Annotated in this window: 26 protein-coding genes; 4 read left to right on the forward strand and 22 right to left on the reverse strand. The window is 64.5% G+C overall.

All coding sequences use genetic code 11. The annotated features are described in order from the left end of the window. Positions 1-11: 11 nt before the first annotated feature. The 3 genes from RND64_RS22245 to RND64_RS22255 all read right to left on the reverse strand — a co-directional run bounded on the left by RND64_RS22245 (position 12) and on the right by RND64_RS22255 (position 2,052). Positions 12-611, reverse strand: coding sequence for a DUF6611 family protein (locus RND64_RS22245; protein WP_049699477.1), 600 nt, complete (start codon positions 609-611; stop codon positions 12-14). Between the two features lie 213 nt (positions 612-824). Next, complete coding sequence (locus RND64_RS22250) at positions 825-1,124, reverse strand: YiaA/YiaB family inner membrane protein (RefSeq protein WP_049699317.1); 300 nt, start codon at positions 1,122-1,124, stop codon at positions 825-827. 91 nt (positions 1,125-1,215) lie between these two features. Next, positions 1,216-2,052: a Cof-type HAD-IIB family hydrolase gene (locus RND64_RS22255; protein ID WP_049699476.1), complete on the reverse strand. Its 837-nt coding sequence runs from the start codon at positions 2,050-2,052 to the stop codon at positions 1,216-1,218. Positions 2,053-2,176: 124 nt separating this feature from the next. On the opposite strand from RND64_RS22255, the gene RND64_RS22260 reads away from it, so the two are divergent. Continuing rightward, positions 2,177-2,830: a hypothetical protein gene (locus RND64_RS22260; protein ID WP_049699316.1), complete on the forward strand. Its 654-nt coding sequence runs from the start codon at positions 2,177-2,179 to the stop codon at positions 2,828-2,830. 51 nt (positions 2,831-2,881) lie between these two features. Here the strand turns inward: RND64_RS22260 and RND64_RS22265 are convergent, their stop codons facing one another. The 5 genes from RND64_RS22265 to RND64_RS22285 form a co-directional block, all read right to left on the reverse strand. Then, positions 2,882-3,613, reverse strand: coding sequence for a DUF1206 domain-containing protein (locus RND64_RS22265; protein ID WP_049699315.1), 732 nt, complete (start codon positions 3,611-3,613; stop codon positions 2,882-2,884). Positions 3,614-3,834: 221 nt separating this feature from the next. After that, the gene (locus tag RND64_RS22270; RefSeq protein WP_049699314.1) at positions 3,835-4,218 is read right to left on the reverse strand and encodes a YybH family protein; all 384 of its coding nucleotides are present in this window, start codon (positions 4,216-4,218) and stop codon (positions 3,835-3,837) included. 45 nt (positions 4,219-4,263) lie between these two features. Continuing rightward, positions 4,264-5,406, reverse strand: a complete 1,143-nt coding sequence (locus tag RND64_RS22275) for an alcohol dehydrogenase catalytic domain-containing protein (protein ID WP_200903258.1) — start codon at positions 5,404-5,406, stop codon at positions 4,264-4,266. Then, entirely contained in the window at positions 5,403-6,389 is a 987-nt protein-coding gene (speB, locus tag RND64_RS22280) for an agmatinase (RefSeq protein ID WP_049699313.1), read from the reverse strand. Before speB ends, RND64_RS22275 begins: the two co-directional genes overlap by 4 nt. Beyond that, complete coding sequence (locus tag RND64_RS22285; protein ID WP_049699312.1) at positions 6,389-7,888, reverse strand: purine-cytosine permease family protein; 1,500 nt, start codon at positions 7,886-7,888, stop codon at positions 6,389-6,391. Before RND64_RS22285 ends, speB begins: the two co-directional genes overlap by 1 nt. A gap of 167 nt (positions 7,889-8,055) precedes the next feature. On the opposite strand from RND64_RS22285, the gene RND64_RS22290 reads away from it, so the two are divergent. Beyond that, a complete protein-coding gene (locus tag RND64_RS22290) occupies positions 8,056-9,552 on the forward strand; it encodes a PucR family transcriptional regulator (RefSeq protein WP_049699311.1) in 1,497 nt (498 codons plus the stop codon). Positions 9,553-9,561: 9 nt separating this feature from the next. On the opposite strand, the gene mhpA is transcribed toward RND64_RS22290, so the two are convergent. From mhpA to RND64_RS22310, 4 genes are all read right to left on the reverse strand, one after another. After that, on the reverse strand, positions 9,562-11,184 hold the full coding sequence (gene mhpA, locus RND64_RS22295) for a bifunctional 3-(3-hydroxy-phenyl)propionate/3-hydroxycinnamic acid hydroxylase MhpA (RefSeq protein ID WP_049699310.1): 1,623 nt from the start codon (positions 11,182-11,184) through the stop codon (positions 9,562-9,564). Positions 11,185-11,243: 59 nt separating this feature from the next. Next, positions 11,244-13,106, reverse strand: a complete 1,863-nt coding sequence (locus tag RND64_RS22300; RefSeq protein ID WP_331436314.1) for an acetoacetate--CoA ligase — start codon at positions 13,104-13,106, stop codon at positions 11,244-11,246. An 82-nt stretch (positions 13,107-13,188) separates the two neighbouring features. Beyond that, on the reverse strand, positions 13,189-14,112 hold the full coding sequence (locus RND64_RS22305; protein ID WP_049699308.1) for a VOC family protein: 924 nt from the start codon (positions 14,110-14,112) through the stop codon (positions 13,189-13,191). A gap of 21 nt (positions 14,113-14,133) precedes the next feature. Then, positions 14,134-14,997 carry a fumarylacetoacetate hydrolase family protein gene (locus RND64_RS22310; RefSeq protein ID WP_049699474.1) on the reverse strand — a complete coding sequence of 288 codons (864 nt, stop codon included), beginning with the start codon at positions 14,995-14,997 and terminating at the stop codon, positions 14,134-14,136. A 176-nt stretch (positions 14,998-15,173) separates the two neighbouring features. On the opposite strand from RND64_RS22310, the gene RND64_RS22315 reads away from it, so the two are divergent. After that, positions 15,174-15,875, forward strand: coding sequence for a GntR family transcriptional regulator (locus tag RND64_RS22315; protein WP_049699307.1), 702 nt, complete (start codon positions 15,174-15,176; stop codon positions 15,873-15,875). Positions 15,876-15,920: 45 nt separating this feature from the next. Here RND64_RS22315 and RND64_RS22320 read toward each other — a convergent pair whose 3' ends face one another. From RND64_RS22320 to RND64_RS22365, 10 genes are all read right to left on the reverse strand, one after another. After that, positions 15,921-17,027, reverse strand: coding sequence for an MSMEG_0565 family glycosyltransferase (locus tag RND64_RS22320; RefSeq protein ID WP_049699306.1), 1,107 nt, complete (start codon positions 17,025-17,027; stop codon positions 15,921-15,923). Then, positions 17,028-17,873 carry a carbon-nitrogen hydrolase family protein gene (locus tag RND64_RS22325; RefSeq protein ID WP_049699305.1) on the reverse strand — a complete coding sequence of 282 codons (846 nt, stop codon included), beginning with the start codon at positions 17,871-17,873 and terminating at the stop codon, positions 17,028-17,030. Positions 17,874-17,930: 57 nt separating this feature from the next. After that, the gene (locus RND64_RS22330; RefSeq protein ID WP_049699304.1) at positions 17,931-19,370 is read right to left on the reverse strand and encodes an MSMEG_0567/sll0787 family protein; all 1,440 of its coding nucleotides are present in this window, start codon (positions 19,368-19,370) and stop codon (positions 17,931-17,933) included. A 1-nt stretch (position 19,371) separates the two neighbouring features. Further along, positions 19,372-20,439, reverse strand: coding sequence for an MSMEG_0568 family radical SAM protein (locus tag RND64_RS22335; RefSeq protein WP_049699473.1), 1,068 nt, complete (start codon positions 20,437-20,439; stop codon positions 19,372-19,374). Between the two features lie 26 nt (positions 20,440-20,465). Beyond that, on the reverse strand, positions 20,466-21,911 hold the full coding sequence (locus tag RND64_RS22340; RefSeq protein WP_049699303.1) for an AMP-binding protein: 1,446 nt from the start codon (positions 21,909-21,911) through the stop codon (positions 20,466-20,468). 21 nt (positions 21,912-21,932) lie between these two features. Next, positions 21,933-23,228 (reverse strand): MSMEG_0569 family flavin-dependent oxidoreductase, encoded by a 1,296-nt coding sequence (locus RND64_RS22345; protein WP_049699302.1) that lies wholly within the window; start codon positions 23,226-23,228, stop codon positions 21,933-21,935. Positions 23,229-23,246: 18 nt separating this feature from the next. Next, positions 23,247-23,543: an MSMEG_0570 family nitrogen starvation response protein gene (locus RND64_RS22350; protein WP_049699301.1), complete on the reverse strand. Its 297-nt coding sequence runs from the start codon at positions 23,541-23,543 to the stop codon at positions 23,247-23,249. Beyond that, positions 23,536-24,435, reverse strand: a complete 900-nt coding sequence (locus RND64_RS22355) for a carbon-nitrogen hydrolase family protein (protein WP_049699300.1) — start codon at positions 24,433-24,435, stop codon at positions 23,536-23,538. Before RND64_RS22355 ends, RND64_RS22350 begins: the two co-directional genes overlap by 8 nt. A gap of 34 nt (positions 24,436-24,469) precedes the next feature. Continuing rightward, complete coding sequence (locus RND64_RS22360; RefSeq protein ID WP_005203430.1) at positions 24,470-24,994, reverse strand: MSMEG_0572/Sll0783 family nitrogen starvation response protein; 525 nt, start codon at positions 24,992-24,994, stop codon at positions 24,470-24,472. Positions 24,995-25,369: 375 nt separating this feature from the next. Beyond that, positions 25,370-25,753: a DUF5997 family protein gene (locus RND64_RS22365; protein ID WP_049699472.1), complete on the reverse strand. Its 384-nt coding sequence runs from the start codon at positions 25,751-25,753 to the stop codon at positions 25,370-25,372. A gap of 46 nt (positions 25,754-25,799) precedes the next feature. Here RND64_RS22365 and RND64_RS22370 point away from each other — a divergent pair, with 46 nt between their 5' ends. Further along, positions 25,800-26,561 (forward strand): LysR family transcriptional regulator substrate-binding protein, encoded by a 762-nt coding sequence (locus RND64_RS22370; protein ID WP_049699299.1) that lies wholly within the window; start codon positions 25,800-25,802, stop codon positions 26,559-26,561. The last annotated feature ends 134 nt before the right edge of the window (positions 26,562-26,695 follow it).

Genomic DNA, 26,695 nt, shown 5'->3' on the forward strand with positions numbered 1-26,695 from the left:
GATCGCCCGGGTCATCGGCGTGCCATTCGCGGGAGTCGACGGCGCCGCTGCGGAATGGAGTCGTAGACGTGCTGCCAGATGAGCTCGTGCTCAACAGGATCGATCACGCCTCGCTCCAATCGACGGTCAGCGGACCGCAATTCGGCGAGGGTGTCGGCGATCGACTTGGGAGTCGGCATCCCTGCGGGGAGGTCGTATCCCGGAATGGTGGTGAGGTCGACGGTGCGTACGGCACCCGGCAGAGTTCCCGCGGTCCGCCGCGCGGCCACACCCGAAACGACGAGCACGGCGGTGGCCGTCGCGAGAACCGTCGTACCCGACGCGCCGATGGAACTGAGACCGACGGCCACGGCCAACCACGCGACCAGGCCCCAGACCGGCCACCCGCGCCACAGTCGCAGACGTCGACGCTGCATCGAGCTGATACCGGGTGGGAAGACAACCAGGCGGTAGCGGCACACTCCGTAACGGCCCGCGCCTGCACTGAACGATCCCCACACCGCAGGCCCCTCGGCGAGCCGGTCGATGATCGCGGAACCCGTTGTTTCCGTACCCAATCGCCCCGAACCCAATCGCTCCGTACCCAATCCCTCGGAGCCGTGTGAACTCATCGTCGTCATTCCGATAGTGCTACGCCGCGCGCTCGACGTCGGGAAGTGTCTTGACTGGTCTTTGACGAGACTTTGACGCGGCGTCGAACAGCCTTGACGGGATGCTGACAGTCGAGTTGCTGACAGTCGAATTGCAGGCGGCACGCATGAGACCGCCCCGGAGTCGAGTGACGCCGGGGCGGTCGGGGGGATTGTTGACGGGTGGAGTGCGGATTATCCGGCGACCCGGTTGAAGGGGTCGTGTTCGGCGATGAGCTTGTCGACGCGGGCTTCGTCGATGCGGGCACGGACCGTTGTGAGTTCTTGGCGGTCACGGACGACCTTGGCGAGCGTGAAGGTGCTGGAGGTGAGGAACAACAGCGTGATGGCGAGGAATCCGCGCTGCCAGGGGTCGATCGGGAGGTAGAGGATGCCGACACACGCGGTGGCGAGGCTGACAGCGAAGGCGATGGCTGCTTGGAGAAAGAAGGCTGCGGTGGTTGCGGTCTGGGGAACTTCGTTGGGGGACGACATGCGTCAACGGTGTCAGCGACGGCAGGCGCGGCGGATGCGTAGGACTACGCGGTTCCCCTGAGTGTTCTGGGCGACTGAGTTTTCCGGGCGGTCAGGAGCCGGCCGCGTCGAGTGCGGCGCGGATCGTCCGCACCACCCCGTTGTCGGTGTTCGACGGCGCGACGTACCGCGCGGCGTCGAGGATACTTCGGTGCGCATTGGCGACCGCGTACGACCAGTCGGCGGTGCCGAGCATCCCGAGGTCGTTGAGGTAGTCACCGAAGACCATCGTCTGCGCCGGACTGATTCCGAGCCGACGCTGCACCGCTCGAACGGCTTGCGACTTGTCGACGCCGCGCGTCATCACATCGAGCCAATGTTGCCCGGACACAACGGCTTCGGCGTCGATCGGCAGTCCTGAGATCGCCGGGGCGGTGGTGTCCTCGATTCCGTCGAAGTCGTAGACCGCCACCTTGACCAGTTCCGCGTCGATGGCGGCGAGGTCGTCGACGATTCTGTTCGCGTAGTAGTAGGGGCGGATCTGTTCGAGGAACCGCTCATCGGACCGCTCGACGTAGGCGACCTCCGGGCTGCACAGCACGACACCGATGTCGGCGCCGTCGGACTGCAGCGACCGTGCGCGGGCGAGGACCGCGGCGGCGCTGCTCGCGGCAAGCGGTTGTGTCCGCAGGATCTCGTTCTGCCGCGCCACCACCGCACCGTTCTCGGCGATCACGACGAGCCCGGGCACTGCCTCACCGAACTGGTGCAGCAGGGTCGCTGCCTGGCGTCCGCTCGCGGGACTGAACACGATGTCGCGGCTGGTCAGCTCGTCGAGCAGCGGCCAGAGGTCGTCGGGGATGTGCTTGGCGTCGTCGAGCAGAGTGCCGTCGAGGTCGGTGACGACGAGGCGCAGGTCAGCGGGCACGGGCGGAATCGTGGTGGACATCGTGGTCCATTGTGGCAGTTCGGTGTCCCAGTCAGGTGTCGCAAACCCGGCCGGAACATTCTCCGTGTCCGGCCGCATCCAATCGGTACTTGCTTACGAGAAGCCACCCGAGAGGACCCCCGACGTGAAGACCACACCGCTCCACACAACAGCCATCCGACGCACCATTCTTGCCCTGCTCGCAGGTATCGCGGCACTCCTCGCCACCGCCGGGGTCGCGGCGACCGCCCACGCCGATACCGGTGGGCGTTACCCGTCAGCGCCGATGCGCGGCGTCGACGGCGATGCGGGGCCGGTCAAGGGCAGCAACTTCAGCCCGTCGGATCGTCCGTACGTCATCTCCAACGACTTCGCAGGCATCGAGTACACGTTCGGCATTCCCGGCGACTGGTCGTGCGGCGCAGGATCGTCAGTTGTCTCGGCCAACGGCGAAGCAACGTGTTTCGAGGAGGACACCACGAAGACGACCGCGGCCGGAGGCTTGGTGGCCTACCAGAAGTGTGCGGAGTCCCGGTGCACCACAACCGACGTCAAGCGCGCCACCTCGCAGCTACGTGTCGATCGTGAAGCGTGGCGAGCTGTCGACGAAACCACCTGGTACGCAGAGCAATCCGGCACCCTCAATGGCGTCCGCAAGGTCCGCGTCGCAGTCGCCCACGTGTTCCGCACCGCAGACGGCGAGCACGGCGTCGCCTTCGCCCAGTTCGACGGTCCGCCGTCCAAGCGCGGCGAACTCCTCAAGATCATCAACAGCATTCGCGCCAACACTCCGCGATAGCACCGCCGACGCCCAGCCCCGGCCTCCCCTGAGGAGGTCGGGGCTTGGGCATTACATGCGCGCGTACCGCGCCATGACGAAGCAGTAGATGCCATACGCCGCAAGGCCTATCGCCGCCAGCACGAGGAAGAACTGCCCGGCAGGCCATCCCGCAACGGTTTTCACCGCACCATCGACGCCGGTGGCTTTCGACGGGTCGGCCGTGATCGCCGCAACGATCACCAGAACTCCCGCTCCGACAAGGACAAGGCCTTTCGCCGTATAACCCACGATGCCAGTGGCATTCACGACAGGATTGCTGTCGATGGTCAGATCGTCGAAGAACGACCTCGTGACGCCCTTGTAGATGTGGTACGCCCCAACAGCAATGATGACGATGCCTGCTACGACGAGCACGAACTTCCCGAAGCCCGAGCCCATCAATTTCGCGCTCATGCCGGCGTTCTGCTGGCCACTCGACTGCCCGTGCCCCATCGCGAATTGTGCTGCCGTCCAGGCGAATGCGAAATAGACGACAGCGAGCGCACCCGCCTTGGCCCGATCGAGCCAACCGTCACCGTCGTCGGCCTTCGGATTGGCCGGGTGCGGACCGATGATGACTTCGGCGATACGCCACAGAGCCATCGCCACGAAGGCGATCACCGCGAGCCACAAGGCAATTCGACCGCCGGTTGACGACGCAAAGATTCCGAGCGCCCCCGATTGGTCTGCATTGCCCGCATCGCCGAACGCCAGCCTCAGCACGATGTACGCGATCAGCAGGTGCAGCAAACCGCTCACCACATGCCCGCCGCGCGCAAGCGCCTCAAACCAACCTGAATCCGTCGCTTCTTGGACGGCCTGCTTACCCGTATGTGTAGGGATGGTGATCGCCGCCCGTCAGTAGTTCAGTCGATACGCGAGTCAGCCGACCCGCATCCACGAGGAATCCTAACGTGTCGACCGAGGCGGTTTGCACCGCACGGCAAAACCGGCAAAACACCCGGCTGGACCGGATGGAGTCATCACGCTGAGAGATGCTCATGCACGACGAGCGGATGCGGTGAGGTCGCGAGGTCGAAGACCACCGTCTCGCGCTCGCTCAGCTCGGTTCCGTCGCCAAGCGTCGTCGACACCCGGTGGGTCACGATGGCGGTGTCACCCACGATCAACACATCGCGCTCGGTGCTGACACACTTGTCGACGCGCCATCCTTCCGAACGCCAACCACGCCAGAGAGTTCCGTACTGTTCGACGCCGAGCGCAACCTCCGGAGTGTCTGGAAACACGAATCGTGCTGTCGGGGCACAGCATCCGAAGTAGGTGGACTCCTCGTTGGAGGCAAACGCGGCGACGAGGCGATCGAGCGCCGCCAAGGCGCGGGTGGACGTGTTGTCAGTGGGCGACATTCGAGCTCCTGTTGGTGAACGGTCGATGATGAAACTGGCGCACGTTCACGGAATGAGAACTGTGCGAAGGCCGGTGGCGGCACGCAGATCTTCGAGTGCCGTGTTGACCTCACCGAGTGGTCGCGTGCGGCCGATGAGGGCGTCGAGCGGGAGTCGACCCGACAGGTAGAGCCGCGCAATTCGGGGGAAGTCCACCGCGGGCACGCTCGAACCGTAGTTGCAGCCCAAGATGCTCTTGCCTTGGTCGGCGAGGTCGAAGGGATCGATCGACGCGCGAGCGCCGATTGCTGTCATACCCGCCAAGACCGCCACCCCTCCCGCCCGCAGCATGGGCGGACACTGCTCGATGGTCGACGTCCGGCCGATCGCCTCGAAGACGTAGTCGGCACCACCTTCGGTCATTTCCTGCACCGTCGCAACGAGATTCGGATCGGATCCGTCGAGCGTCGCGGTGGCTCCCAGATTCTCAGCCTGCGCGCGGCGTCGGGGATCGAGGTCGATGGCAATGATCGGATCGGCCCCGGCAAGCTGCAGTCCGAGGATGATCGACTGACCGATACCACCACAGCCGAACACCACCGCGGACGCTCCGTACGGAACCTTTGCCGTCGACGTCACCGCTCCGATACCCGTGGTGACAGAACAGCCGATCAAGGCGCCTATCTCGAAGGGGAGCTCGTCGGGAACGACCACCGCCGCGGCAGCCGGGACGACGACGCGCTCGGCGAACGCGCCGAGTCCGAGGAACGGCCACACCGGTTCGTCGTCGAGTGTCGTTGTCGCCGTTGACCCGTCAGGTAGCCGGTTTGCCACCGCATTGGTGTTTGTGCACAACCACGCCTTGCCGGACAGACAGTTTCGGCACCGACGGCATGCCACGAACCAGGAAAGTACGACATGGTCGCCGACCTGCACGTCGTCGACACCATCTCCCACTTCCGTCACGATTCCGGATGCCTCATGACCGCCGACGAGGGGTTCGTCCACGGGCCAGTCGCCCGCCACGAGATGCAGATCGGAATGGCACACTCCGACGGCCTTGATATCAACCGCGACCTCGCCTCGGGCAACGCCACGCAGCGCCAATGGTTCGACGGTGAGCGGCTCACCGGCTCCGCGCAACACTGCGGCATGTGTGTGCATATCCGTACCTTCGATCGTCGTGTTGTTCACCAGTTCTGCGGTCATCGATTGGCCGCCAGAACCGAAAGCAGTTCGTAGGCAACGTGTGCGGCAGCGATGCCGGTGATCTCGGCGTGGTCGTACGAGGGTGACACCTCGACGATGTCGGCACCGACCACCTGTAGGCCTGCTAGTGCGCGCAACGTGTGGAGCAGTTCTCGCGACGTCAGTCCGCCGGCTTCCGGTGTTCCCGTCCCCGGCGCGTGCGCAGGGTCGAGGACATCGATGTCGACGGAGACATACACTGGCCCGCCCGCCAGCCGACGACGCATTCGTTCGATGATGCTCCGGGTTCCGTCGACCTCGTAGTCGTCGGTGCGGATGATCGAAAAGCCAAGCCGTGAGTCATCTTCGAGATCGTGACGACTGTAGAGCGGTCCGCGGATTCCGATGTGCAGAGACCGCTCGAGGTCGATCAGCCCTTCTTCGGATGCGCGACGGAACGGAGTGCCGTGAGTGTAGGGCGCACCGAAGTAGGTGTCCCAGGTGTCGAGGTGGGCGTCGAAGTGCAGCACGGCGATCGGCTGTCCATGCAACTTCCGCATTGCGCGGAGCATGGGCAGCGCGATGGTGTGATCCCCACCGAGGATGAGTGGAGACGCTCCGTCCTCGCCCAGCGCGGTGACGGAGGTGTCGATCGTGCTGATCGCCTCTTCGATGTCGAACGGGTTGACTGCGAGGTCTCCCCTGTCGACCACCTGCTGCGTCGCGAACGGCGATACGTCCATCGCGGGATTGTAGGGTCGCAACAACTTTGACGACGCTCGGATGTGAGCGGGTCCGAAGCGTGCCCCCGGCCGATAGCTCACGCCGGTGTCGAAGGGGATGCCCAGGATGTTGACGTCAGCGGCGTCGACCTGATCGAACCGCGGAAGGCGGGCGAATGTGCCCGGCTCGGTGTACCGCGGCACCCGCGCGGCGTCGACCTGTCCGACGACTCCGCCGTCAGTGGTGATGAAACCCGCTGTCGCGGAGTAACTCTGATCCATCAGTGTTGTTCTTTCTCTTCGACGGCGAGTTCGGCGCGAATCTCGCCGGTGTCGCGGGGATCTGTGACCTCCGGGTGCGCTGCCATCAGGCTGAGCTCCTTACTTCGATCCTGGCCACGAGAGAACAGCACGTACGCCAGGCCGGAGACCGCGAGCCCGACGACGAACGCGATGTCGACCCCGCCCAGAGCCGTGGCGACCGGTCCGACGAAGAAGGGCAGATCCATGAACGGGATCTCCGCGGCGATGCCGATGAGGAAAGCGAGGATGCCGCGCCACGGCCACGTCCCGTACACGCCGTGCGGTGTGAAGAGATCGGCGATCACGTAGTGGCCGCGCCGGATGAAGAAGTAGTCGGTGAGGTTGACCGCCGTCCACGGAACCAGCAGGTACAGCATGATCAGAAGCGCGGTGTTCAACGATTCAGTGGCGTCGGTGAGCGCGAGACCCAGCACGAGCCAGATCACCGTCAGTCCGACGATCGTCACCACGCGCAGCCGTCGCGTCGGGGTGATCGGGCGGATGGAGTCGATGGCCGTGACAACGGTCAGCATTCCGCTGTAGGCGTTGAGTCCCATCGTGGCGACAAGCACTGCAGCTGCGACAAGCGCGAGTACTCCACCAAGTCCATTGACAACCTGGTTGCCGCCCGCGTAGATACCCGAAAGTGCATCGGTAGCACCCAAATAGGTTGCAAGATACGCGCCGAGCGGGATCAACCAAGCCGGCGATGCCGAGGCACCGATGAACACCGACGCAATGATCGACGATGGCTTGGTGTCGCGCGGGAGGTACCGACTGTAGTCGGAAACGTAAGGCGCATAAGTGATGTTGTACGACGCCGCGACCGAGAACTGCACGAGGAAAGCCACGAGGGTGAAGCCGCCCGCCCCGGACGGACCGATCGAGCCATGCACACCGCCTGCGAAGATACCGATGGTCAGGATGGTCCACAGCGGCAGCGATACCCAGAACAGAATGCGAAATGACTTGTGCAGCAGGTCATGTCCGAAGATGGCCACGGCCGCCGCGACGAGCGAGATCACCACGGCGACGAGCACGGAGTTCCATCCGAAGATCGACTCGAGTCCAGCCTTGATGATCACGGTGTCGACGACATTGAACCCGACGAACGTGAACAACGTGCCGATCAGAGGCAGCAGCACGCCGCGGTACCCGAACTGCGCGCGTGACTGAATCATCTGTGGCAGTCCGAGAACCGGGCCCTGCGTCGCGTGGAACGCCATGAACAGTGTGCCGAAGGCGATGCCGGAAAGTCCCGCGACGATCGTCCACCACAGTGACAAACCCATTGCGGGACCGACGAATCCCAGCGCCAGTGTGAAGGGCTGGAAGTTCCCGACGAACCAGAAGGGCCCCTGCTGGGAGACCTTTCCATGGCGCTCGCTGTCTGGGACGTAGTCGATCGAGCGCGTTTCTATGGCGGTAGCGCGACCGGCGGAGTCGCTCGCCGCGGTCGGGTTTGAAGATGCCGTCATCTCGGATGTCCTTGCTGTGGGTGTGACCTGGGTTACGCACCGTTGCGGTTTGTCCAGACTGCGCCACCGATGACCTGCATGAACATCGTCAAAGTGTCCAAAGCGTCTATTACCATTGGATGATATGTACAACAGCGGTCTGGACGACCGCTGCCGACAGGAGCGCCATGATCACCGTTGCCGACGCCGTGGCAGCCCCTGAGCTGGGCTTACGCGTCGTGAGCGGGCACGACCGACTCGACGTACCGATCACCTCGGCGCACGTTTCCGAGCTGGTGACGCCGCACGAGTGGTTGCGTGGTGGTGAGCTGCTGATGACCGTCGGACTGCTGCTGGAGATGGACGAACCCAGCTGTATCGCATATTTGGAGAACTGCCAGGCGGGAGGCGTCGCCGCCGTCGCACTCGGCCTCGGGGCTCAGCTGCCGTACCAGGATTGTCCCCCGCCGTTACGCAGCGCCGCGGATCTCGTCGGGGTTCCCCTCCTGGAGGTACCTGGGAACGTGCCATTCATCGCTGTCACCAAGTGGGTGTTCGCGACCATGGCCGAACAGGAACGTCGAGACCTCGAGGCCGCGATGAGCGCGAATCGTCGACTCACACAGGTCGCCACGGCGTCGACTCCACTGGCTGCACTGCTCGACGTGTGGGCCGATATCAGCGAGGCCGACTGTGTGGTGACCGACGGCGTCGGTCGCGTGCTGGCACGCACTCCCGGTACCTCGGAGGAGGTCACGCGCGAGGCGACAGACATCCTGCACACAGCAATCGAGAAATCGTCCGGCTCGTTGACGGGGTGGTCGCTGCACGGACGGTTCGAGATACACACTGTCGGAGACCACGTTCCGTTGGCCTACGTGATACTCGGCGCACAGTTGAATCCCGTTGCGCGGCACTCGTCGACGGTGCTCGTCTCGCTGCTCGCACTGGAAGTGGAACGTCGGCACGTCGCGACGCAACCCGAACGACAGCGTCGTGCATCGGTTTTCGGACAACTCATGCGCTCGGCCATCAAGCCCGCACATGCGCAGCAACTCGCCGAGAGTGTGGGTTGGAAGTCGACATTCGTACAGGTAGCCGTGATCAAACCCGACCCGGCCAACACCGACGCGTTGGTGTATCGACTACGAACATCGTTGTCGCCCGGCCTGGTTCGTGTGCACGGCGGAATGGTCGAGATCGCCCACCCGGAGTCTGATCAGCTGATCGGCACGATCAGTGCGCTCGCACCGGGGCTCGCAGTCGGGGTCGGCACCGCAGTGCGGGTCGATGCTCTGGCAGTATCCGCGACGCAGGCCCGCTCACTGGTACTCGTCAGCGAACAGGTCGGCCGAGTCGTCAGCGCCGCGGAGGGCGACACGGTGCAGCTCCTGCTCGGTCTGGCCGCGCCGCGCGTTCTGCGCGGTTTCGCCGACTCCGTACTCGCACCGCTCGACCAACTCGACGGACACGAGCGCATCGACCTGCTGCGCACGCTCGAAGAATGGCTGCGCGTCAACGGCGCCTGGGACCCTGCCGCCGCGCGGCTTTCGTTGCACCGCAATACCGTTCGCAATCGCATCGCCCGGATCTCCACGCTCACCGGACGTCACATGGACAACGGCGACGACCGCATGGAGCTCTGGCTAGCCCTCAAGGCTCGGGCCGCCGCACCGCGCGGGTGACCCGGACCGTCATAGCTCCGACAGCGAACCGACCGTCGAACCCAACTGATCACGAAGAGCGTCGACGACGAGTCCAATCTCGTCCCCGCTGCGCGCGACTCCGAAGAGGTAGTGGTCGGGTCGGACGAGCGCTGCGACGTGACCGGTCTCCGTCATGTGCGGTAGGTAGATCCCGTCCAGATCGACTGCGTCGTCATCGGATTCGACGTCGGCTTCCGTCGCGACGAACCGCACGAACTTCGCGCCGAGCCTGTCGAGAAGCGCGCGCTGGTCGTCGGTGAGGAGTTCACGCGCATTGATCGTCGACGCGAGGACGAAACCGGTTCCGACGACGTCGTCGAGCAGTCCGGTGGTGCCGCGGTAGATCAGGCGGCCCTGCGGTGAGAGGTTGCCTGCTCCAGGTCCAGGGGTCCCGTCCGGAAGGCGGTACAGCAGGCCGTCGGTCAGCGTCGCCGGTGGTAGCGGCGGCAGGATCTTGTCGGGGTCGCCGCCCTGGCTCAGCATGAAGGTGTCGCGTTCGGCAACCGCGGCCGGGTCGGTGACGCAGATGACCTTGCCCAACTCGATGGAGAGGTCGATCGCGTGGCGGACGTGTCGCGAACGCTCGGCGCCGTAGGTGTCGAGCAGCGCGTCGTCGGCGAGTCCGCGCAGGACGAGGTCGAGTTTGAAGCTGAGGTTTGCGGCGTCGCGGATGCCAGAGCACATGCCCTGCCCTGCGAAGGGAGGCATCTGATGGGCCGCATCGCCGGCGAGAAGCATTCGCCCGGAGCGCCATTCGTCTGCCCAGCGCGCCTGGAAGGTGTAGACGGCGTGTCGCTCGAGGGTGGAGTTGCCGGGGTTCAGACCCCACGGCGTGAGCAACTCCCACGCCGTTTCCTCGGTGCTGAGATCGTCGATAGTCTCACCCGGCATGCGCATGAACTCCCAACGACGACGACCGGGACCGCCCGATACCGCGGTTGTCGGTCGCGCTGGATCGCAGATCTGGAGATTGATCGGATTCCACTCGCGCTCGTCGTGGGGTAGGACGTCGACGATCAGCCAGTCGAAGAAGAAGCCGAGATCGGTCATCTGCGTCGGCATGTGCGCGCGCACAAAGCTGTTCGCGCCATCACAGCCGATCACGTACGAGGCAGTGAACTTGGCCAGTTTGAGGGTCGGTCCGTGAGCGGTGACGACGACCGAGTCGTCGGATTGCGTCAGCTCGACGGCCTCGTGCCCGCGTCGAATGGTGATGTTCTCCGACGCCTCTGCCGCTGCGACGAGTTCGGCCTCGAGCGACGGCTGGTTGAACATCGAGGCGCGTGGCCATCCCGACTCACCCGTGCCGCTCCAGTCGAAGCACAGCAGGGTGTTGCGGTCGGCGTTCTGCCACTCGTACGTATCGGCCGCCTCGGAGAACTCCCCGAGGCGGTCTCGGAGTCCTGCGCGTGCAAGCAGGCGCGCGATCTCGTCGTCGTAGTGGACAGCACGCGGCTGTGCGTACGGGGCGGGCCAACGCTCCAGAACGGTTACCTGCCAACCATATTGGGCAAGATATAGCGCCGTGGTGAGTCCCACCGGACCTGCTCCGACGATGAGAACGTCGCTTGTTCGTCCGACCTGGTTCCGCTCTGAACTGTTGTCTGACATGTCATTTCCTTGCTACTGAAACTGCCGTGGTCATGTGGGCTTGCTGAGGTGGCCTTGGATCACCAGGCGTGTTGATCGCCGACTCGCTGATACCAGGCCAGAAGGTCGGGGTTGTCGACGGACTTGGCGTCGATGCTGACCTGCCGTCCGGCGAGCATCGCGGTCACCGGAACCTCGAGCTTCTTTCCTGTGCGGGTGTGTGCGATGCCGGGAGCTTCGATCACCTCGTCGGGAACATGCCGTGGCGACAACCGAACTCGCACCGAGTCGCGGATGGTTCTCACCAACTCGTCGGTCAGGCTTACACCCGGGATCAGTGTGAGGAACATGGGCATCCAGTACGTCGCGTTCGGGCCGTCGACGCCGACGACCACCGCCTCGGCGACGTCGGGGATGGCTTCGACCACCTCGTAGATGTCGGCCGACCCCATACGAATACCGTTGCGGTTCAACGTCGCGTCGCTGCGTCCGTGGATGATGACCGAGCCTCGGTCAGTGACCTCGAGCCAGTCTCCGTGCCGCCACGCGTTTGGGGCGACGCCATCCGCCCACTCGTGGTCGAAGTAGGCGGCTCGATACTTTGCGTCGTCGGGGTCGTTCCAGAAGGAGATCGGCATCGACGGCATGGGCTCGGTGATGACCATCTCGCCGACCTCGCCGATCAGGGGCGTGCGGTCGGGCGCCCACGATTCGAGAGCGCACCCGAGGTAGCGCACCGTCAACTCGCCGGGTACGTACGGGACCGACGGCGTGCCACCACAGAACGCGCTACACACGTCGGTGCCACCCGAGGTCGAGCTCACCGGGAGCCCAGCGGCCACGTGCTCGTCGACCCAGGTGAACAGGTCGGGGGCCAGCGGCGATCCGGTGCTGCCGATCGCGCGGAGCGACAAGTCGTGATCGCGGCCAGGCTCGAGTCCGGCCTTGCGTGACGCCTGAAGCTGTCCGGGACTGGTGCCGAAGAACGTGACCTCGTTGTCGTCGCAGATCTGCCAGAGCCTATCGGCGTCGGGCGCCAACGGGTGTCCGGAGAACGTGACGATCGTGGCTCCCATCAGAAGGCCTGCGACCTGGAAGTTCCACATCATCCACGAGAGCGCGGTGTGCCAGAAGAACACGTCGCCCGGACCTATCTCGTTGTGCAGTCCCAGTACCTTGACGTGTTCGACGACGATGCCGCCGTGTCCGTGCACGATCCCCTTGGGCTTTCCCGTTGTGCCCGAACTGAACAGCACCCACAGTGGGTGACCGAACGGCACCTGTACCGGTGCCAGCGCGGGAGTGTCATTGGTGGGTTCGGGTAGCTCCGTGATCACGTGGCTAGACGGAATATCAAGCAGCCCAGCCAGTTCGGCAGTGTCGGCGCGCTTATCCACCTGCTTGTCACCGAAGTGGTATCCGTCGCTCGCGAACAGAACCTTGGGTTTCAACTGCGCCAGACGACTCGCGGCGCCCTCGGGTGCGTAGTCCTGACCGCAGCCCGACCAGATCGCTCCCAGGGATGCAGTTGCCAGAAACGCGATCACCGCGAACGGTTCGTCGGGAAGGTAGGCGGCAACGGTATCGCCGATGCCAACACCTCTCTCCCGCAGCAGTTCTGCCGTCGCGGAGACCCGCGCCGGAAGCTCCGACCAGGGGATCGATACCCGCTTGCCGTCGTCGGACACTCCGACGATGGCGTCTCCGGGCAACGACGACCACCGCATCACCCGATCGACGTAGTTCAGGTGCACCTCCGGAAACCATTGCGCACCAGGCATTGTGCGTGACGCCAGCACGGGGCCGGTGCGCTCACCGAGGTCGAAGAAGTCCCACACCGCACCCCAGAACCGGTCTGGCTCGTCGACGGAGAATTGGTGCAGGGCGTCGTAGTCGCCGGGAGCGACACCAACGGTCTTGGCGAACCGGTCGATGGTGAACATGTGCGGATTTCCTTCTCGGATCGGTCTTCTCGGCCGGCGCTTCTTCTTTCGGCTTGGCGCCGTGAACTCGTTGGTAGAGCGCCTATTCGGAGCTGTGGGAGCCGGTCATCAGGGCGGCGAGGTCTTCTGGCATGAGGAACGACGGCGGTGGCGGCGGACCCCAGTTGAACAGGCTCCTTGCGCCCTCCCACACGCCTGGCTTCCAGAGCGCGTCGTCGACGATGCAGTCGATGTCGGAGTAGTACTCGGAGAAGTTCCCGGCCGGGTCTTTCAGATACCAGAAGAAGTTCGACCCGATGTGGTGGCGGCCGAGTCCCCAGACGTGGCGTTCCGGATTGCCTTCGAGCATTGCCATTGCGCCACGGCCGATTTCGTCGATGTCGTCGACCTGCCACGAGGTGTGGTGCAAGAAGTTCAGCGGCGCCTGCTGTACGAGAACGTTGTGGTGGTCTGTCGAGCACCGCATGAATGCGGCCATCGACGGCACGGTGTCGCTGATCTTGAAGCCGAGGCCGTCGGTGAAGAATTTCTGGGTGGCGGCCTGATCTGTGGAGCCGATCACGACGTGTCCGAGCTTGTGCGGGACCACCTGACCCTGACGCTCGATTCCCGGTGCGCGACTGTCGGGTCGGTCGACGCGGCCGGGACCGTTGTAGGGCGTCGGGTCGACGATCTTCTGCTCGATGCGCGGCGCGATGGACACGACGGCCTTGAAGCCTGCGATGGGTTCGGTCGCGGTGAGCGAGTCGTCGGACCGCTCGGTGTCCAGACTCAGCGCGTCGAGTTGCCGTTGAACGCGGTCGAGGTCGTCGGGATCGTCGACGCCGACGCCGATTTCGACGAGTCGACGCTGCGTCGAGTGTGTGAGACGGAACTGTTCGCCGCCGTCCGAGGTGGCAAAGGCGTTGTCGCCCAACGGGGTGAGGCCGAACTCGGTGTAGTACGCCGCGGCGGCGTCGACGTCGGGGACGCCGATCGTAATGGTGGTCAGTCTGTGCAGAGGCATGTGCTTTCCTTTCTCCGCCGGCTACGCGAACGCCGTCGTGTGGCGCTTGCCGGGGACGCATTTCTGGCGCAGCTCCCCGATTCCCTCTATGCGCGTGACGATTTCCTCGCCCACGCGAAGGAACCGCTTCGGGCTGCGTCCACCACCGACGCCGCTGGGCGTTCCGGTGAAGATCAGGTCGCCGGGCAAGAGGGGCAGAACAGCCGAGAGTCGTTCGATCAGAACGGGAATCGAGAAGATCAGTTCACTCGTCCGTCCGTGCTGCATCGTCTCTCCGTCGACGGTGCAACTGATCTCGAGGTCGGCGGGATCGGCGAACTCGTCGAGTGTGACCACCGCCGGGCCGATCGGCGAGAAACCGGGGAACGACTTGCCGAGGCTGAACTGGGGTGCCGGAGGGACCAATTGGCGGGTCCGCTCGGAGAAGTCCTGCCCGACGGTGAGTCCGGCGACGTGGTCCCACGCGTTCTCTGCCGATACATCGCGTGCGGCGCGACCGATGACGACGACCAGTTCGGCTTCCCAGTCGACGGTGTCGGTGGGCAACTCCAGGTCGCCGACCGGGCCGGCCAGCGAGGTGCGGAACTTGGTGAAGACGGGCGGTTCGGCGGGGAAGTCCAGTCCGGATTCGACGGCGTGGTCTCGATAGTTGAGGCCGATCGCGAAGATCTGCGCGGGCTCGGGCACCGGCGCACCCAGGTCGGCGTCGTCGTATGACGTGCCTGCCGGCAGGTCGGCGCTCCGTGCCCACGCGACGAACTCGTCCCACTTCGCGTAGACGGCCGTCGGGTCGGCGCCGAACTGTCCTGCGCTGGCCTTCTCGACGTCGACCGCACCCGTATCGGTGAGCAGCGCCAACCGCCCGCCGAGATTGCTGATTCTCATTCGCTTCGTCCTTGTCAGGTCTCGTGTACTGCAGCCCACGCCATTCTTGGTGTCGAACGTGAGATGGCTCACTAGCTTGATGCCAGTATGCAGGCATCTCCGTCGGCAAAGCAAATAAAAAAAGATATTCGGGCCGAACATCGGCTGAGCGCCGGTTTGTCGGATACCCTCGGTTCATGACCCTGAGCCCCGAGAAGGCGACGCTCGCCGCGACAGTCCACGACAGACTTCGCGACGAGTTGCTGCGCGGCGACCTGCCGCCGGGATCGAAGGTGCACATCAGCGAGACCGCCACGCGCTACGGCGTGAGTCCGAGCGTGCTGCGCGAGGCGTTGACTCGACTTGCCGAGCGGGGGCTCGTCGTCGCGATGCCGCAGCGCGGGTTCACCGTCGCCGACCTTTCTGTCGACGCACTACTCGATCTGACTCGTGCGCGCACCCTCATCGAGGCGATGGCGTTGCGGGAATCTATCGCCGACGGCGACCTGAACTGGGAAACCGACGTGCTGGGCGGGCATCACAGACTTCAGCGCACGCCGTTGACCGATGCGGACGGAATCATCAACCCACAGTGGTCAGTTGCCCATCGACAGTTCCATCACGCGTTGCTCGCCGGAGGAACCAGTACACGGCTCACCGCAATCGCCGACGGATTGCGGGACTGCTCGGATCTTTACATCCATTGGTCGAGGGCGCTCGCCCACGACGATCATCGCGACGCCGCCGCCGAGCACCAGCAGATCGCCGATCTGGCCCTCGCCCGCGACGCGGATGGCGCCGCCGCCGCGCTCGTCGCACATATCGAGCGCACCACCGAAGCGCTTGTGGGCTACGCGAACTCGGCGTCGAAGCTGGGCGAGGGGTCGGATCGGGAGTGAATAGCTCCAGCCATCAGGGGTGAGCTCGGCCTCCACACGCATCAGTCAGGCAGCGGCCCGAGGGTAGGGATGTCGCTCGTAGAACCGAAGGTGGGCGCGCGCCGCGGCGTCCCACGTCAATCCGCGTGCGAGACGCCGACCAGCGTCGACGTCGGGGTGATGTCCGTTGAGCGCGGCGCCAAGGTGCATGGCCAATGACGTCGGATCGGTCGCATAGGTGACGACATCTCCGAAAACCTCACGCAGGATGGGTAGTTCGCGCACGGTGACCGGTCGGCCAGCCGCCAAGGCCTCCATCGCTGCGAGGCCAAAGCCCTCCTTCACGGACGGGAATGCGAAAGCGTCACATGCCGCGACGAGTGAGGGGAGCACGTGCTCGTCGACGGCCCCGAGGACGATCGGTGTCACGCCGATCTCGGCTTGGCGGCGGTCGAACTCGGCACGATAGCCGCGATAGTCGAAAAGCGTTTCGCCACCGGCGAATACCAGCGATAGGTCGGGGTGGTCGTGACGGAGCAGCGCGTAGGCCTCGAGAAGATCGATACTCCCCTTGCGCGGTTCGATGCCCCCGACCGCCAGGATGTAGCGACCCAATTTCGCTTGCCACTGCTCTCGTGCGACAACGGCCGAACGGCTGTGCTCGGCGGCCGCTGCGAAACGTTCGTAATCGACACCGTTGGGAATGACGGTTGGAGTGAAACCCCATCCGTCGTTGACCTCCTTGGCGACGGCCTGCGACACGCAGATGCGGGCGTAGGGGTTGACCACAGCCTTCTCGTGGCATTCGACGAGCACCGGCGTGGTGAATTGGTCGAGGTGGTGAATCGTGCGGATGCATGTTCCGACCGCGTTCGCGCTGATGCAGTCCTGAGCATGCACGATGTCATAGTCGCTGGGGTCGAACGCATTTCGGATCGCATCGATTGATCGCAGAATGCGATCGGTGACCGTCTCGTCGGGAATGTCGTCGAACGGGACCAGGTGTTGGGTGACTGCGGCGTCGACGCTGCGGAAGAACCCCGAGTCGCCCCCTCGCGCAAGACTCCACACGTCGACTTCGACACCTTGCTTGACCAGAGATTCCGCGAGGTTGAGGGTGTGCACGACTCCCCCGCGCGGTTTGGTCGAGTAGGTCAACAGTGCGATGCGCATTCAGTGAGACTCCGCACTCGACGCGGAATAGATGTCCGGCCGGAGTTCGGACAGATGGTTGAGGACTCTGCGGGCACGAGCGATGTCGGCCTCCACGTCGACCTCGACCTTGGCCAGTCCACCCTTGGATCGCGTGGTCGCCAATATGTCGCCACCGGGTCCGACGACCTTGGCCTGTCCGAGGAATTGCAGCGATCCGGTCACCCCGGTGAGGTTGGAGGACACCATGAATACCTGGTTCTCCGCGGCGCGAGCGCAGTCGTAGAGATCGAACAGCCGAGACTGCCGGTCAGCGGGCAGCCGAGCTGCGCGGTCGGTGACGCTGGCCGGCCACGCCGAGAGAGACGCGATGATCCCGGCGCCGTCGAGCGCGAGCTTTCGGGCCGACTCGGGGAATGTCTTGTCGTAGTCGATCAACATGCCGATGCGTCCGACCGGTGTGGAGAAAGTGGAGAACCTGTCACCAGCCGCATACGCCTTCGATTCACCGGCGGGCTGATGCACTTTGCGATGCCAGCCCAGCACGCCGTCACCGGTCAAGCACGCCGCCGCGTTGTAGTGGACGTCGCCATCGCGCTCGGTGTATCCGATACACACGGTCATGTCGCGGGCGGCCTCTGCGATGGCAGCCAGTTCCGGTCCGTCTGGGTCCAGTGCCGGCGGTAGGTCGTCGAGATCCGGGGATCGCAGATCGCCGATATAGCCGCCGAGTGCAGCGTCGGGAAAGACGAGCAGATCGACTCCGTCACGCGCGGCCGCCTCGATGATGCCGACTGCCTTGGACACACCTCGATCAACGTCGCGGCCGAAGTGGCCCGCGAGCGCGCCGATCGTGACGGTTCCCATGTCAGCGCACTTTACTCACGTCACACGAGGCGCGCCGGTGCACATTCGACAGCTTTCTCATGCTCGGCCCAGTCCCGTCACAGCAGAGGCGATCGCTTCGGTACGACGACCGTCGGGCCATTTCAGCCGGATTCCTGTCGTTTCGGTGAGGCGACCGCAGCCGGCCGCGACGGCAGGGCCGTGCGCCCGAGTGATCGGACTGCGGTCGGCCATCAGCATGGCGTAACCCGGGAAGCAGGTGAGCCAGGCACCCATTGCGGCGTCGGCCGGTCGCGGGATCGCGGCCACGTCGAGTTCGGCCCCGGTGCCCGACGCCTCGGCCAGCATTCCCAACGTTCCGACCAGTCCGGCCATGCTGACGTCCTTGGCGGCGGCGGGTCGCAGCTGCGCCACAGCGGATGCCATCTCACCGAGCTCATGTGCTGTTCGCGAGCTCGTCGAATCCCACTGTTGCCCGAAATAGCCTGGGCGCCAAGAGCCTCCGAGATCGGCGAGCAGCGACACGTGGTCGCCGACCCGTCCACCGCCAGCGGCGACCGGGGATTCTGTGCGACCCATCGCAGTCAGCGAGAGCGCCGCGGGTACACCGACCTGAGTGTGGCCGCCCAGAATCGGGGTTCGCCAGGCGTGTGCCGCTGCCGAGATGCCTCGCACGATCCGATTCAGATGCGCAACGGTTGGCGCGCCAACCGCGTCGAGCATGCCGACAGCATGAGCTCCCATGGCCGAAAGGTCGTTGATGTTGACCAGGACCGAGCACCACCCCGCCCATTCGGGGTCACGCTCGACCATCGACGGGACGATCGCGTCGCAGGCGGCAAGTAGGTCACTGTCCGGTACGGGGACGGCGTCGTCGCCACGGAATCCTGCGGGGCCGAGACCGCCTTCTTGCTCAACGAAGGGACGAAGTGATTGGGCGAGAACCGCTTTGGTGGAATCGACCTGGCCTTGGATTCGGCCGATCGGCCACGACTTGTGGCGGTGTGCCCGGCCGTTGATGGTGGGACCGGCACCGTGGTCCTCCCAACCCAGCGAGGCAAACAGCCGGCTGTAGCGGTCCTGGACGGTGGCATCGAAACGCAGAACGTCGCGGCTCTCGACCAAGGCACAGGCGGCCGTGATCAGTGCGGCACCGATGCCGGCCGCGTGTGCGCTGTCCGCGACAACCAGCCGACTCCCCGACCACCAGCCGATGTCGATCGAGGTACACGGCGACACCCGGACACCGCCCAGGACAGCGTTGTCTGCGGCGACCGCGATCAGGATCGTGGTGCGCGGATCGTCGTCGCAGTCATCGTGATCGGAGTGTGTGAACAGCCCCTGCCGCTCGACGAACTCGCAGTGGCGCAATCGTCGATAGTCACCGATCTCGGAGTTCGTCTCGGCGACCCGGATGAGAAAGGGCGGTGCTGAGACTCGGGGAGAGCCGGCAAGAATCGACAATTCTGTTGCGGCGGGGCGTACGGACTGGGTGGGCGTGGTGCGGCCGTCGAGCATCTCATGCCCCTACGCTCTGCAGAATGCTGCAGGCACCGCATGCCGCGCAGCCCGCTCGTTGGTCAGCCCCTGCCATCCCGATCAGTTGCAGGTGCGCAGCGACTTCTCGGCTGACCTGCTCGACGATGCGGGGCTCGGGGGCGGTTGCCCCGTCGATGTCGACGGCAAGTGTCCCCTGATGGGGGCGGAACGGGACGATGAAAGGGTAGATTCCGGCGTCGGCGAGTTCTTTTGCCCCCGAGATCATCTCGTCCACATCTTCGCCGAGCCCGACGAGCAGGTACGTCGAGACCTGGTTGCGTCCAAAGACGCGTACGGCCTCACGCCAGGCATCCCAGTACTCGCTGAGCGGCACGGTTGACTTGCCTGGCATCCAGCGCCGTCGGACGTCGTCGTCGAGTGACTCGACGTGGAGGCCGACGGCGTCGGCCCCGGCCGCGCGCAGATCACCGATGGTCGACAGATCGGCCGGCGGCTCGCATTGCACTTGAATTGGTAGCTCGGGGACCGCTGCTTTGACCGCTCGGACGCAGCGCGCCAGGTGGCGTGCGCCGCGATCCCGGCCGGCCGATGTTCCGGTGGTCATCACCATGTTCGTCACACCATCGAGGTCGACTGCTGCTCGCGCCACCCGGGCGAGGTCCTCTGGCTTCTTGACGGCGACGGTGTCGCCGGATCGCAGCGACTCCTCGATCGAGCAGAAGCGGCACCGCTGGTCTTCGCCGTAACGAATGCAGGTCTGCAGCACGGTGGTCGCCAAGACGTTACGTCCGTGCAGTTTGGCGATCTTGTCGTAGGCGACGCCGTCCTCGGTCTGCAGGTCGTAGAAGCGTGGTCGGCCGATGACTGCGACGTCGAGCCCGGAATCGACTCCGTCGTAGAGGATCTGATCGCCGTCGAAGACGAACGGGCTGTTGGGATTTCGGGGTATTGCCGCATGCAGTCCGTCGATGACGAGGTGACCATCGTCAGTCGGTCCGGCTCCGCCTGAGCGGTTCACCGGTGGGGTGCCCCGGATGCCGAGGAGCGCCAGGTCGACGCGGGTGGATGTAGTGGTGGATGCGGTCATCGTGGGTTCCGTTCGTGTCGAGGGGGTCAGGCCGACGCGCACAGGACGCAGCCGGCCAGCGCGCGTCGTCGAATCTTGCCCGCGTCGTTGCGGAGTGGCGATGTGGTGAGGATGACGCGCACAGGACGCCAGTCGGAGCCGAAGTGGTGTTGGACATGATCTGCGATGAGTGCTGCGGACACATCGTTGTCTGCGATGTCGACGCTGACCGAGAGATGTTGCCTTCCAGCCGAATCAAGATCGGCGAACGCAACAGCGCCGCGCACGAAAGGCAGTTGTTCGACGACTTGCTCGATATCTGCCGGGTATACCGCGGCGTCTCCACTACGAATGACGTCGGCTGCTCGGTCCAGCACGTAGAGATAGCCGTCGGCGTCGAGAAAGCCGATGTCGCCGAGGGTATCCCAACCATCTGCGCGGCGGCGCGACTGCGCCCCCAGGTAGCTGTAGGACGGTCCGTCTCCGCGGCGCATCCAGATCAATCCCGTTTCGCTGGTGTTCGCACGGGTGCCGTCGTCGCGTCGAATAGCGATCTCGGTGCCCCCGATCGGCCGACCGACAGTGCCGGGGTGCGCAAGCCACTCGCGACCTGTCGCCATTGTGACGCCGTTGGATTCGCTCCCCGCGTACACCTCGACAACGCGGTGCGCGCCCAGCCACTTGATCAGTGCGCGCTTGTCGGGCACAGGACACCGTCCGCCGATGTGCAGAATCGATGCCAACGAACTGGTGTCGTGTTCGGCACGTATCTCCTCCGGTAGGCGGACCAGCCGCCGGATCGACGGAGGCGAGAGGACTGTCCAGGTCACCGAATGTCTGTCGACCAGTTCGAGAAATCGGCGCTCGTCGAAGTCCGGTTCGATGATCAGGCGATGGCCAGCGGTCAAGCCCCGGAACGCGTAGGTGAAGGCGGTCGAATGCCACAGCGGAGATGTGACCAACTGTGTTGCCGCGCAGGGGAAGAACGTCGCCACTCGAGCACCGGGGTCAACCAGTGCGGGAGTCAAGGAACGAACGATCTTCGGGAGTCCTGTGCTCCCGGAGGATGCAGGCGCCTTCCACGAACTTGCCCAGACATCGGGAGGCGCGTCTGCAGGCAGCTCACGGGCATCGTTCTCGTCGACCGTGACTGTATGCGGAGATACGTTGTCGCCGATGGTAACTCGAGGCTGGGCGATCCGTTCGAGCATCTCCCGCTCGTCTGCGGGCATCGCCGGGTCGAGCGGCATCGGCGTGGCGCCCGCACGCCACACCGCGACGCAAGCAACCACGAAGGCGGCACCGTTGGGTAAGGCCACTTCAACGAGATCGTCGTGGGCGACGTGATGGCGCTGCAAGAGGTGAGCCAGCCGGTTGGCCCGCACGTCAATCTCACCGGCGGTCACAGGCCCGTGGGCGTCGATGACCATGACTTCGCCCGGCGAGGTACGGGCGCGATCAGCGAATACCGAGGAGATCGACTGCACAGTCATGTCGGTTACCTGTGGTCCCGGTTAGCCGACGGCGAGTCTGAGCCCGGGCAGACCGAGTGCGCCGGTGACGGATTCAGCGATGTGGCGTGCGTCGCGGTCGATCCCGAGGAACCGTCCCGAGCCCCAGGTATGCATCCACGGGAGGCCGATGAAGCTCAGTCCCGGTACCTGGGTGATGCCGCGGGTCTGCATCGGCCGGCCCGCACCGTCGAATGCGCTTGCCTCGATCCAGCGGTAGTCCGGTCGGTACCCGATCGCCCACACGATGCTGGTGATGCCCTCGGCAACCAGGTCGACCGCGGAGGGGTCGGTTTCGGGTTCCCAGACGGGCTCGTAGCGCGAGGCGGGAGGCGCGTCGATTCCGGCTTTCTCGATGTAGCGGTCGATGTCGGCGCAGATCGAGTTGTACACCGCGTCGGCCTGATCGAGTGATTCGCGCAGCGTCGGCGCGAACCGCAGGACCGTGTCCTTGCCGTCGGTCAAATGCCCGTAGAGCTTCATCCCTTCGACGGCGAACTGTCGCAGATCGACGTCTCGTCCGCCGTCGCGGCCGGTGACGTAGTGATTTGTCTTCTCCTGTGCCGCTTTACCTCCGGGGAACTGTTCGGTCGGTGTGTCATAGATGCCCATGTCCGCCAACCAGGTCATGCAGTCACGGCCGCGGTAAGTGCGCGCAACCCTCGGCGCGTTGCCGATGGCTAGATGCACCTGCCGACCTGCGAGGTGGAGGTCCTCGGCGATTTGTGCGCCGGATTGTCCGGACCCGACGACGAGAACGGCGCCGGCTGGCAGCTGATCAGGTGTGAAGTACTGCTCTGAGTGGATCTGCTTTACAGAAGCGTCCAACGACGGCGCGAACGACGGCACCACCGGCAGCGGGTAGCCGCCAGTCGCGACGACGACCTGGTCACACGTCAGCAGTTCGACAGATTCGTCGGTGGTGAGGGTGAGCTCGAAGCCTGTATCCCCGATGGTTCGCAGGCGAGTTACCGTGGTGTGTTCTCGCAGTGGGGCAGTGAAGGTTTCACGCCATCCGGCGAGCCATTCGACAACTTCGTCGCGGGTCATGAAGCCGTCGGGGTCCGGGCCGTCGTAGGCGTAGCCGGGAAGCCGGCAATGCCAGTTCGGAGTGACGAGGGTGAAGTTGTCCCACCGCTTGGACTGCCATGCATGGACGGCGGTCCGAGATTCGATCACGGTGTGCTCGATACCCGCGCGGCCGAGATACCAGCTGACCGATAGGCCTGCTTGTCCGCCGCCGATGATCGCCACCGGGATGTGGGTGGTGTGGGGTGTGGAATGAGCTCGTGCGCTCATGATGTCTCCAGAATGTGGTCAGGAAGTGGGTAGTGCCGGATGCATGTCGAGAACCTCGACGGTCGACTCGTCGTCGTATCGGCGGGCTGTGTTGTTGATGTCCTCAGCGGTTGCAGCGGCAGACGTACAAGCGAATCCATACTTGGCGCGGACGCGCTCAGCGGCTTCGCCGAGGGCGGCGTCGGTACGGGTTCGGAATTCAGCCACCGTGTAACTACTGCCGACATTGAGGTGGTCGTGCATGACGAGACTCGGCGAATAGCACTGCTGCACAGCGCCATCGGGCCACCTCACGGTGAACGTCATCTCAGGCATGAGCGAGGTCCCGCCATCCCGCGGTTCCGGTGGGGTCGACCTCGACGAGTTCACCGTAGACGTCCGGACGACGATCTCGCAGGTGGAACATCCCGCCTCGCATCGCTCTGAAGGTCCCGGCGATGTCGACGTCGGCTACGGCGAGTCCGCTTTCGAGCAGCGTGGTGTCGAGGATGTTGCCGCCGGGATCGACGATCTTGGCGTTGCCGACGTACCGCAACGAACCGAACGTTCCCGATTGGTTTGCGGCAACCCAGAACACCTGGTTATCGAGGGCACGGGCTGTATCGAAGAGATTGAACCGGTAAGTCCAGCGATCGTCCTGCAGATTCTCCGCGGTCGCGGTACGCGCCGCCGGCCACGCCGAAAGACTTGCGATGATCTCGGCACCGTTGAGTGCCATGATACGCGCGGCTTCGGGAAATGCTTTGTCATAACAGATTTGGAGTCCGACGCGCCCCACAGGAGTGTCGAAGACTCCGTACTCCGAACCCGACGAGTAGGACATGTTTTCGCCAAGCGGTTGGTGCACTTTGCGATAGTTTCCGTAGATCTGGTCGCCGTCGAGGACTGCGGCCGCGTTGTAGCGCGTCACGCCGTCCTCAGCGAGTTCGCAAAAGCCTATGGCGATCACCATGTCGCCGACAATCTCCTGCACGCGTGCGATTTCGGGACCGTCGAGGCGGATTGCCGGCGGCAACGATCGCTTGGTGTTCTTGACGGTGTCGCCGTGGTTACCGAGCGATGAGAGGTATCCCCCGATCGCAGCCTCGGGAAACACCAGGAACTCGACACCTCGTGCGCGGGCCTGCGCCACATAGTCGGCGATTGTCTGATAGTTCTGTTCAAGGTCGCGCGTGAAGTTCGCGGCGACTGTACCAATAGTGGTCATGTGAATGTCTCTCGGGGAGTGGGGATCTCGACGATCAGACCATGTAGGTGGAGTTGATGATCGCACCCTTGCGGGCGTAGTGAATCAGCGCGTCCTGCACGTCGAGCGGATGTGCCGGAATGACGCCCTCGATCAGATCTTCTTCCCGACCACCATGCAGCGCGAGACCGAAGCGACACGCAAAGACGGTTCCACCCTCCTTGATGAAGGTCTCCAACGCGTCGTTGATGTTCTGCTCGCCGGGGAAACCGGAGTCACCGGTCTTTGGAAACCCGCGTGTGGCAAGGCAATTGATTGCTCCGGGACCGTAGAAGTAGATAGCCGACTCGAAGCCCTTGCGTAGCGCGCGGGTGGCCTGCAGCACTGCGACGAACGATACCGAGGACTCGTGCGCGATGCCGTGGACGAGCGTGAAGTAGGTTTCGCCCTCCTCCGCCTGGTAGTCGGGGAAGATCTTGGTGCCGCCGTAGATATTCGAACCCTTGGGCAGGGAGGGATGCGGAATCTCGGCAAGAGACTTCGCAATGTTCTCGGTGATGGTGTCGTCGAACATGGCCATGGGGTTACTCCTCGATGAGACGGGCGAGACCGCCGTCGTGTGATGGGGGTGTGCGGGCGACACTGCCCACTGGCGAAGAATTGATGGTCGGATGGCTTGGGATACTTGACGTTCCGACTGATAACAGTTCACGCCCGATTTATTACGTGATGGTTACTGATGGAAAAATTGGCGCCCGGATCGAGTTAACGTGAGCGTGCGGGTTCCACCCCTCACGATTCGGGGAACTTCTGAATACTGAAACGGTGCGGTCGGCCCTGCGCTGAAGGCAAGAGGTACCTAGCTTCGTCTCATGAGTATCGGCGGCTATTCCTGCGCGCGGTTGCATCTGCGGGAGAACCACCAGGTGGATATGTCGGCCGGACCGGCGGAGGCTCACTCCTCGCTGGTGGGCGCCTCACGCTCGCGCCGACGGTCGGCTTGCAAGGATTTGATCCGACGCTCCTCGCGTAGGGCCTCGACGTGCTTGGTGCGCTCGGCGGCAAGCCAGTCGGGCATCTCTTCGAGCAACGCGTTGATCTGATCGGTCGTCAACGCCTCGGTCACCTCGCCCCGGACCAGCCCGGAGTTGGAGATCCCGAGTTTGGCGGCTACCAGATTCTTCGGGTGCGGTCCGTTGGCACGCAGATCGCGCAACCACTGCGGCGGATCGGCCTGCCAGGCCGCCACCTGTTCCCGGGTAATCGTTCCGGAGCGAAACTCGTCAGGTGTCGCGGGAAGGTAGATGTCGAGCTTCTTGGCGGCGGTGGCCGGCTTCATGGACTGCGAGCTCATACTCGCAGCGTATCCCCGGTAGCCTCGGGGCGTGAATTCGCCCGTCGATCCCGATGAGTCCAGCGCTGTGGTCTTCCGGCTCGCATTTGTGCCGGGTACCACACCGGGGAAGTGGGTCCGCATTTTCGGGGAGCGTCACCCGAACGTCCGACTCGACCTTGTGCCGACTGCGGTCGCCGACACCGCCGCAGCGCTTATCAACCGCAGCGTCGACATTGCGATCACCAGGCTGCCCGACGCACTCTCCCATGCCGATCTGGGTCCGCACCACATCATCGCCCTGTACGAAGAAACGACGGTGGCGGTGATGGGTAAGGACAGTGTGCTCACCGCAGGTGACGAGTTGTCACGGGCCGACCTTGCCGACGAGAACCTGCTCTGGCCCCTCGATGAACCGCTCGTCGTCACCGAACGTCCCGGTAACGCCGTGGACCATCGGCCGGAGACGACCGCCGACGCGATCGAACTCGTGGCCAGCGGGATGGGGGTGGTGCTGGTGCCGCAATCGCTGGCGCGTTTGCACCACCGCCGCGACCTCGACTATCGCCCGGTCACCGACGTCCCGACAAGCACCGTCGGACTGCTGTGGCCGCAACCCACTTCGGATCTGGCGGCGGAGTTCATCGGGATTGTGCGTGGACGCAAGGCCACATCGTCGCGTGGCACGTCCGAACCGCCACCGAAGCGGTCGGCGAAAGAGAAGGCGGCCGCCAAGCGGGCATCTCGCGAAGCGGCCGGAACGATACCGACACGCGGAAAAGCAAAGGCGCGCAAAACTCGACGGTCGCGGTGAAACCTACTGTTGGGCTGCGCATCTCGAATCCGAACTTCTGCACGGCTGTCCACCTCGACCCCCGCTCAGGCGAACCCCACAACGGACTCGCCGATCGGTTACCGCCGCGCGTCCCTATTGCGCGAGAAGGATTC

The sequence above is a fragment of the Gordonia sp. w5E2 genome (assembly GCF_036540975.1).
Lineage (GTDB): Bacteria > Actinomycetota > Actinomycetes > Mycobacteriales > Mycobacteriaceae > Gordonia > Gordonia jacobaea.

Coding starts and splice junctions, on each gene's coding strand:
- RND64_RS22360 (WP_005203430.1), bottom strand. CDS start 24,994: ATGGCCATGTTCGACGACACCATCACCGAGAACATTGCGAAGTCTCTT.
- mhpA (WP_049699310.1), bottom strand. CDS start 11,184: ATGTCAGACAACAGTTCAGAGCGGAACCAGGTCGGACGAACAAGCGAC.
- RND64_RS22335 (WP_049699473.1), bottom strand. CDS start 20,439: ATGACCGCATCCACCACTACATCCACCCGCGTCGACCTGGCGCTCCTC.
- RND64_RS22255 (WP_049699476.1), bottom strand. CDS start 2,052: ATGTCCACCACGATTCCGCCCGTGCCCGCTGACCTGCGCCTCGTCGTC.
- RND64_RS22275 (WP_200903258.1), bottom strand. CDS start 5,406: ATGACCGCAGAACTGGTGAACAACACGACGATCGAAGGTACGGATATG.
- RND64_RS22290 (WP_049699311.1), top strand. CDS start 8,056: ATGATCACCGTTGCCGACGCCGTGGCAGCCCCTGAGCTGGGCTTACGC.
- RND64_RS22330 (WP_049699304.1), bottom strand. CDS start 19,370: ATGCTCGACGGCCGCACCACGCCCACCCAGTCCGTACGCCCCGCCGCA.
- RND64_RS22345 (WP_049699302.1), bottom strand. CDS start 23,228: ATGAGCGCACGAGCTCATTCCACACCCCACACCACCCACATCCCGGTG.
- RND64_RS22250 (WP_049699317.1), bottom strand. CDS start 1,124: ATGTCGTCCCCCAACGAAGTTCCCCAGACCGCAACCACCGCAGCCTTC.
- RND64_RS22245 (WP_049699477.1), bottom strand. CDS start 611: ATGAGTTCACACGGCTCCGAGGGATTGGGTACGGAGCGATTGGGTTCG.
- speB (WP_049699313.1), bottom strand. CDS start 6,389: ATGGATCAGAGTTACTCCGCGACAGCGGGTTTCATCACCACTGACGGC.
- RND64_RS22300 (WP_331436314.1), bottom strand. CDS start 13,106: ATGTTCACCATCGACCGGTTCGCCAAGACCGTTGGTGTCGCTCCCGGC.
- RND64_RS22305 (WP_049699308.1), bottom strand. CDS start 14,112: ATGCCTCTGCACAGACTGACCACCATTACGATCGGCGTCCCCGACGTC.
- RND64_RS22365 (WP_049699472.1), bottom strand. CDS start 25,753: ATGAAGCCGGCCACCGCCGCCAAGAAGCTCGACATCTACCTTCCCGCG.
- RND64_RS22320 (WP_049699306.1), bottom strand. CDS start 17,027: ATGCGCATCGCACTGTTGACCTACTCGACCAAACCGCGCGGGGGAGTC.
- RND64_RS22350 (WP_049699301.1), bottom strand. CDS start 23,543: ATGCCTGAGATGACGTTCACCGTGAGGTGGCCCGATGGCGCTGTGCAG.
- RND64_RS22310 (WP_049699474.1), bottom strand. CDS start 14,997: ATGAGAATCAGCAATCTCGGCGGGCGGTTGGCGCTGCTCACCGATACG.
- RND64_RS22270 (WP_049699314.1), bottom strand. CDS start 4,218: ATGTCGCCCACTGACAACACGTCCACCCGCGCCTTGGCGGCGCTCGAT.
- RND64_RS22355 (WP_049699300.1), bottom strand. CDS start 24,435: ATGACCACTATTGGTACAGTCGCCGCGAACTTCACGCGCGACCTTGAA.
- RND64_RS22325 (WP_049699305.1), bottom strand. CDS start 17,873: ATGGGAACCGTCACGATCGGCGCGCTCGCGGGCCACTTCGGCCGCGAC.
- RND64_RS22285 (WP_049699312.1), bottom strand. CDS start 7,888: ATGACGGCATCTTCAAACCCGACCGCGGCGAGCGACTCCGCCGGTCGC.
- RND64_RS22340 (WP_049699303.1), bottom strand. CDS start 21,911: ATGACTGTGCAGTCGATCTCCTCGGTATTCGCTGATCGCGCCCGTACC.
- RND64_RS22315 (WP_049699307.1), top strand. CDS start 15,174: ATGACCCTGAGCCCCGAGAAGGCGACGCTCGCCGCGACAGTCCACGAC.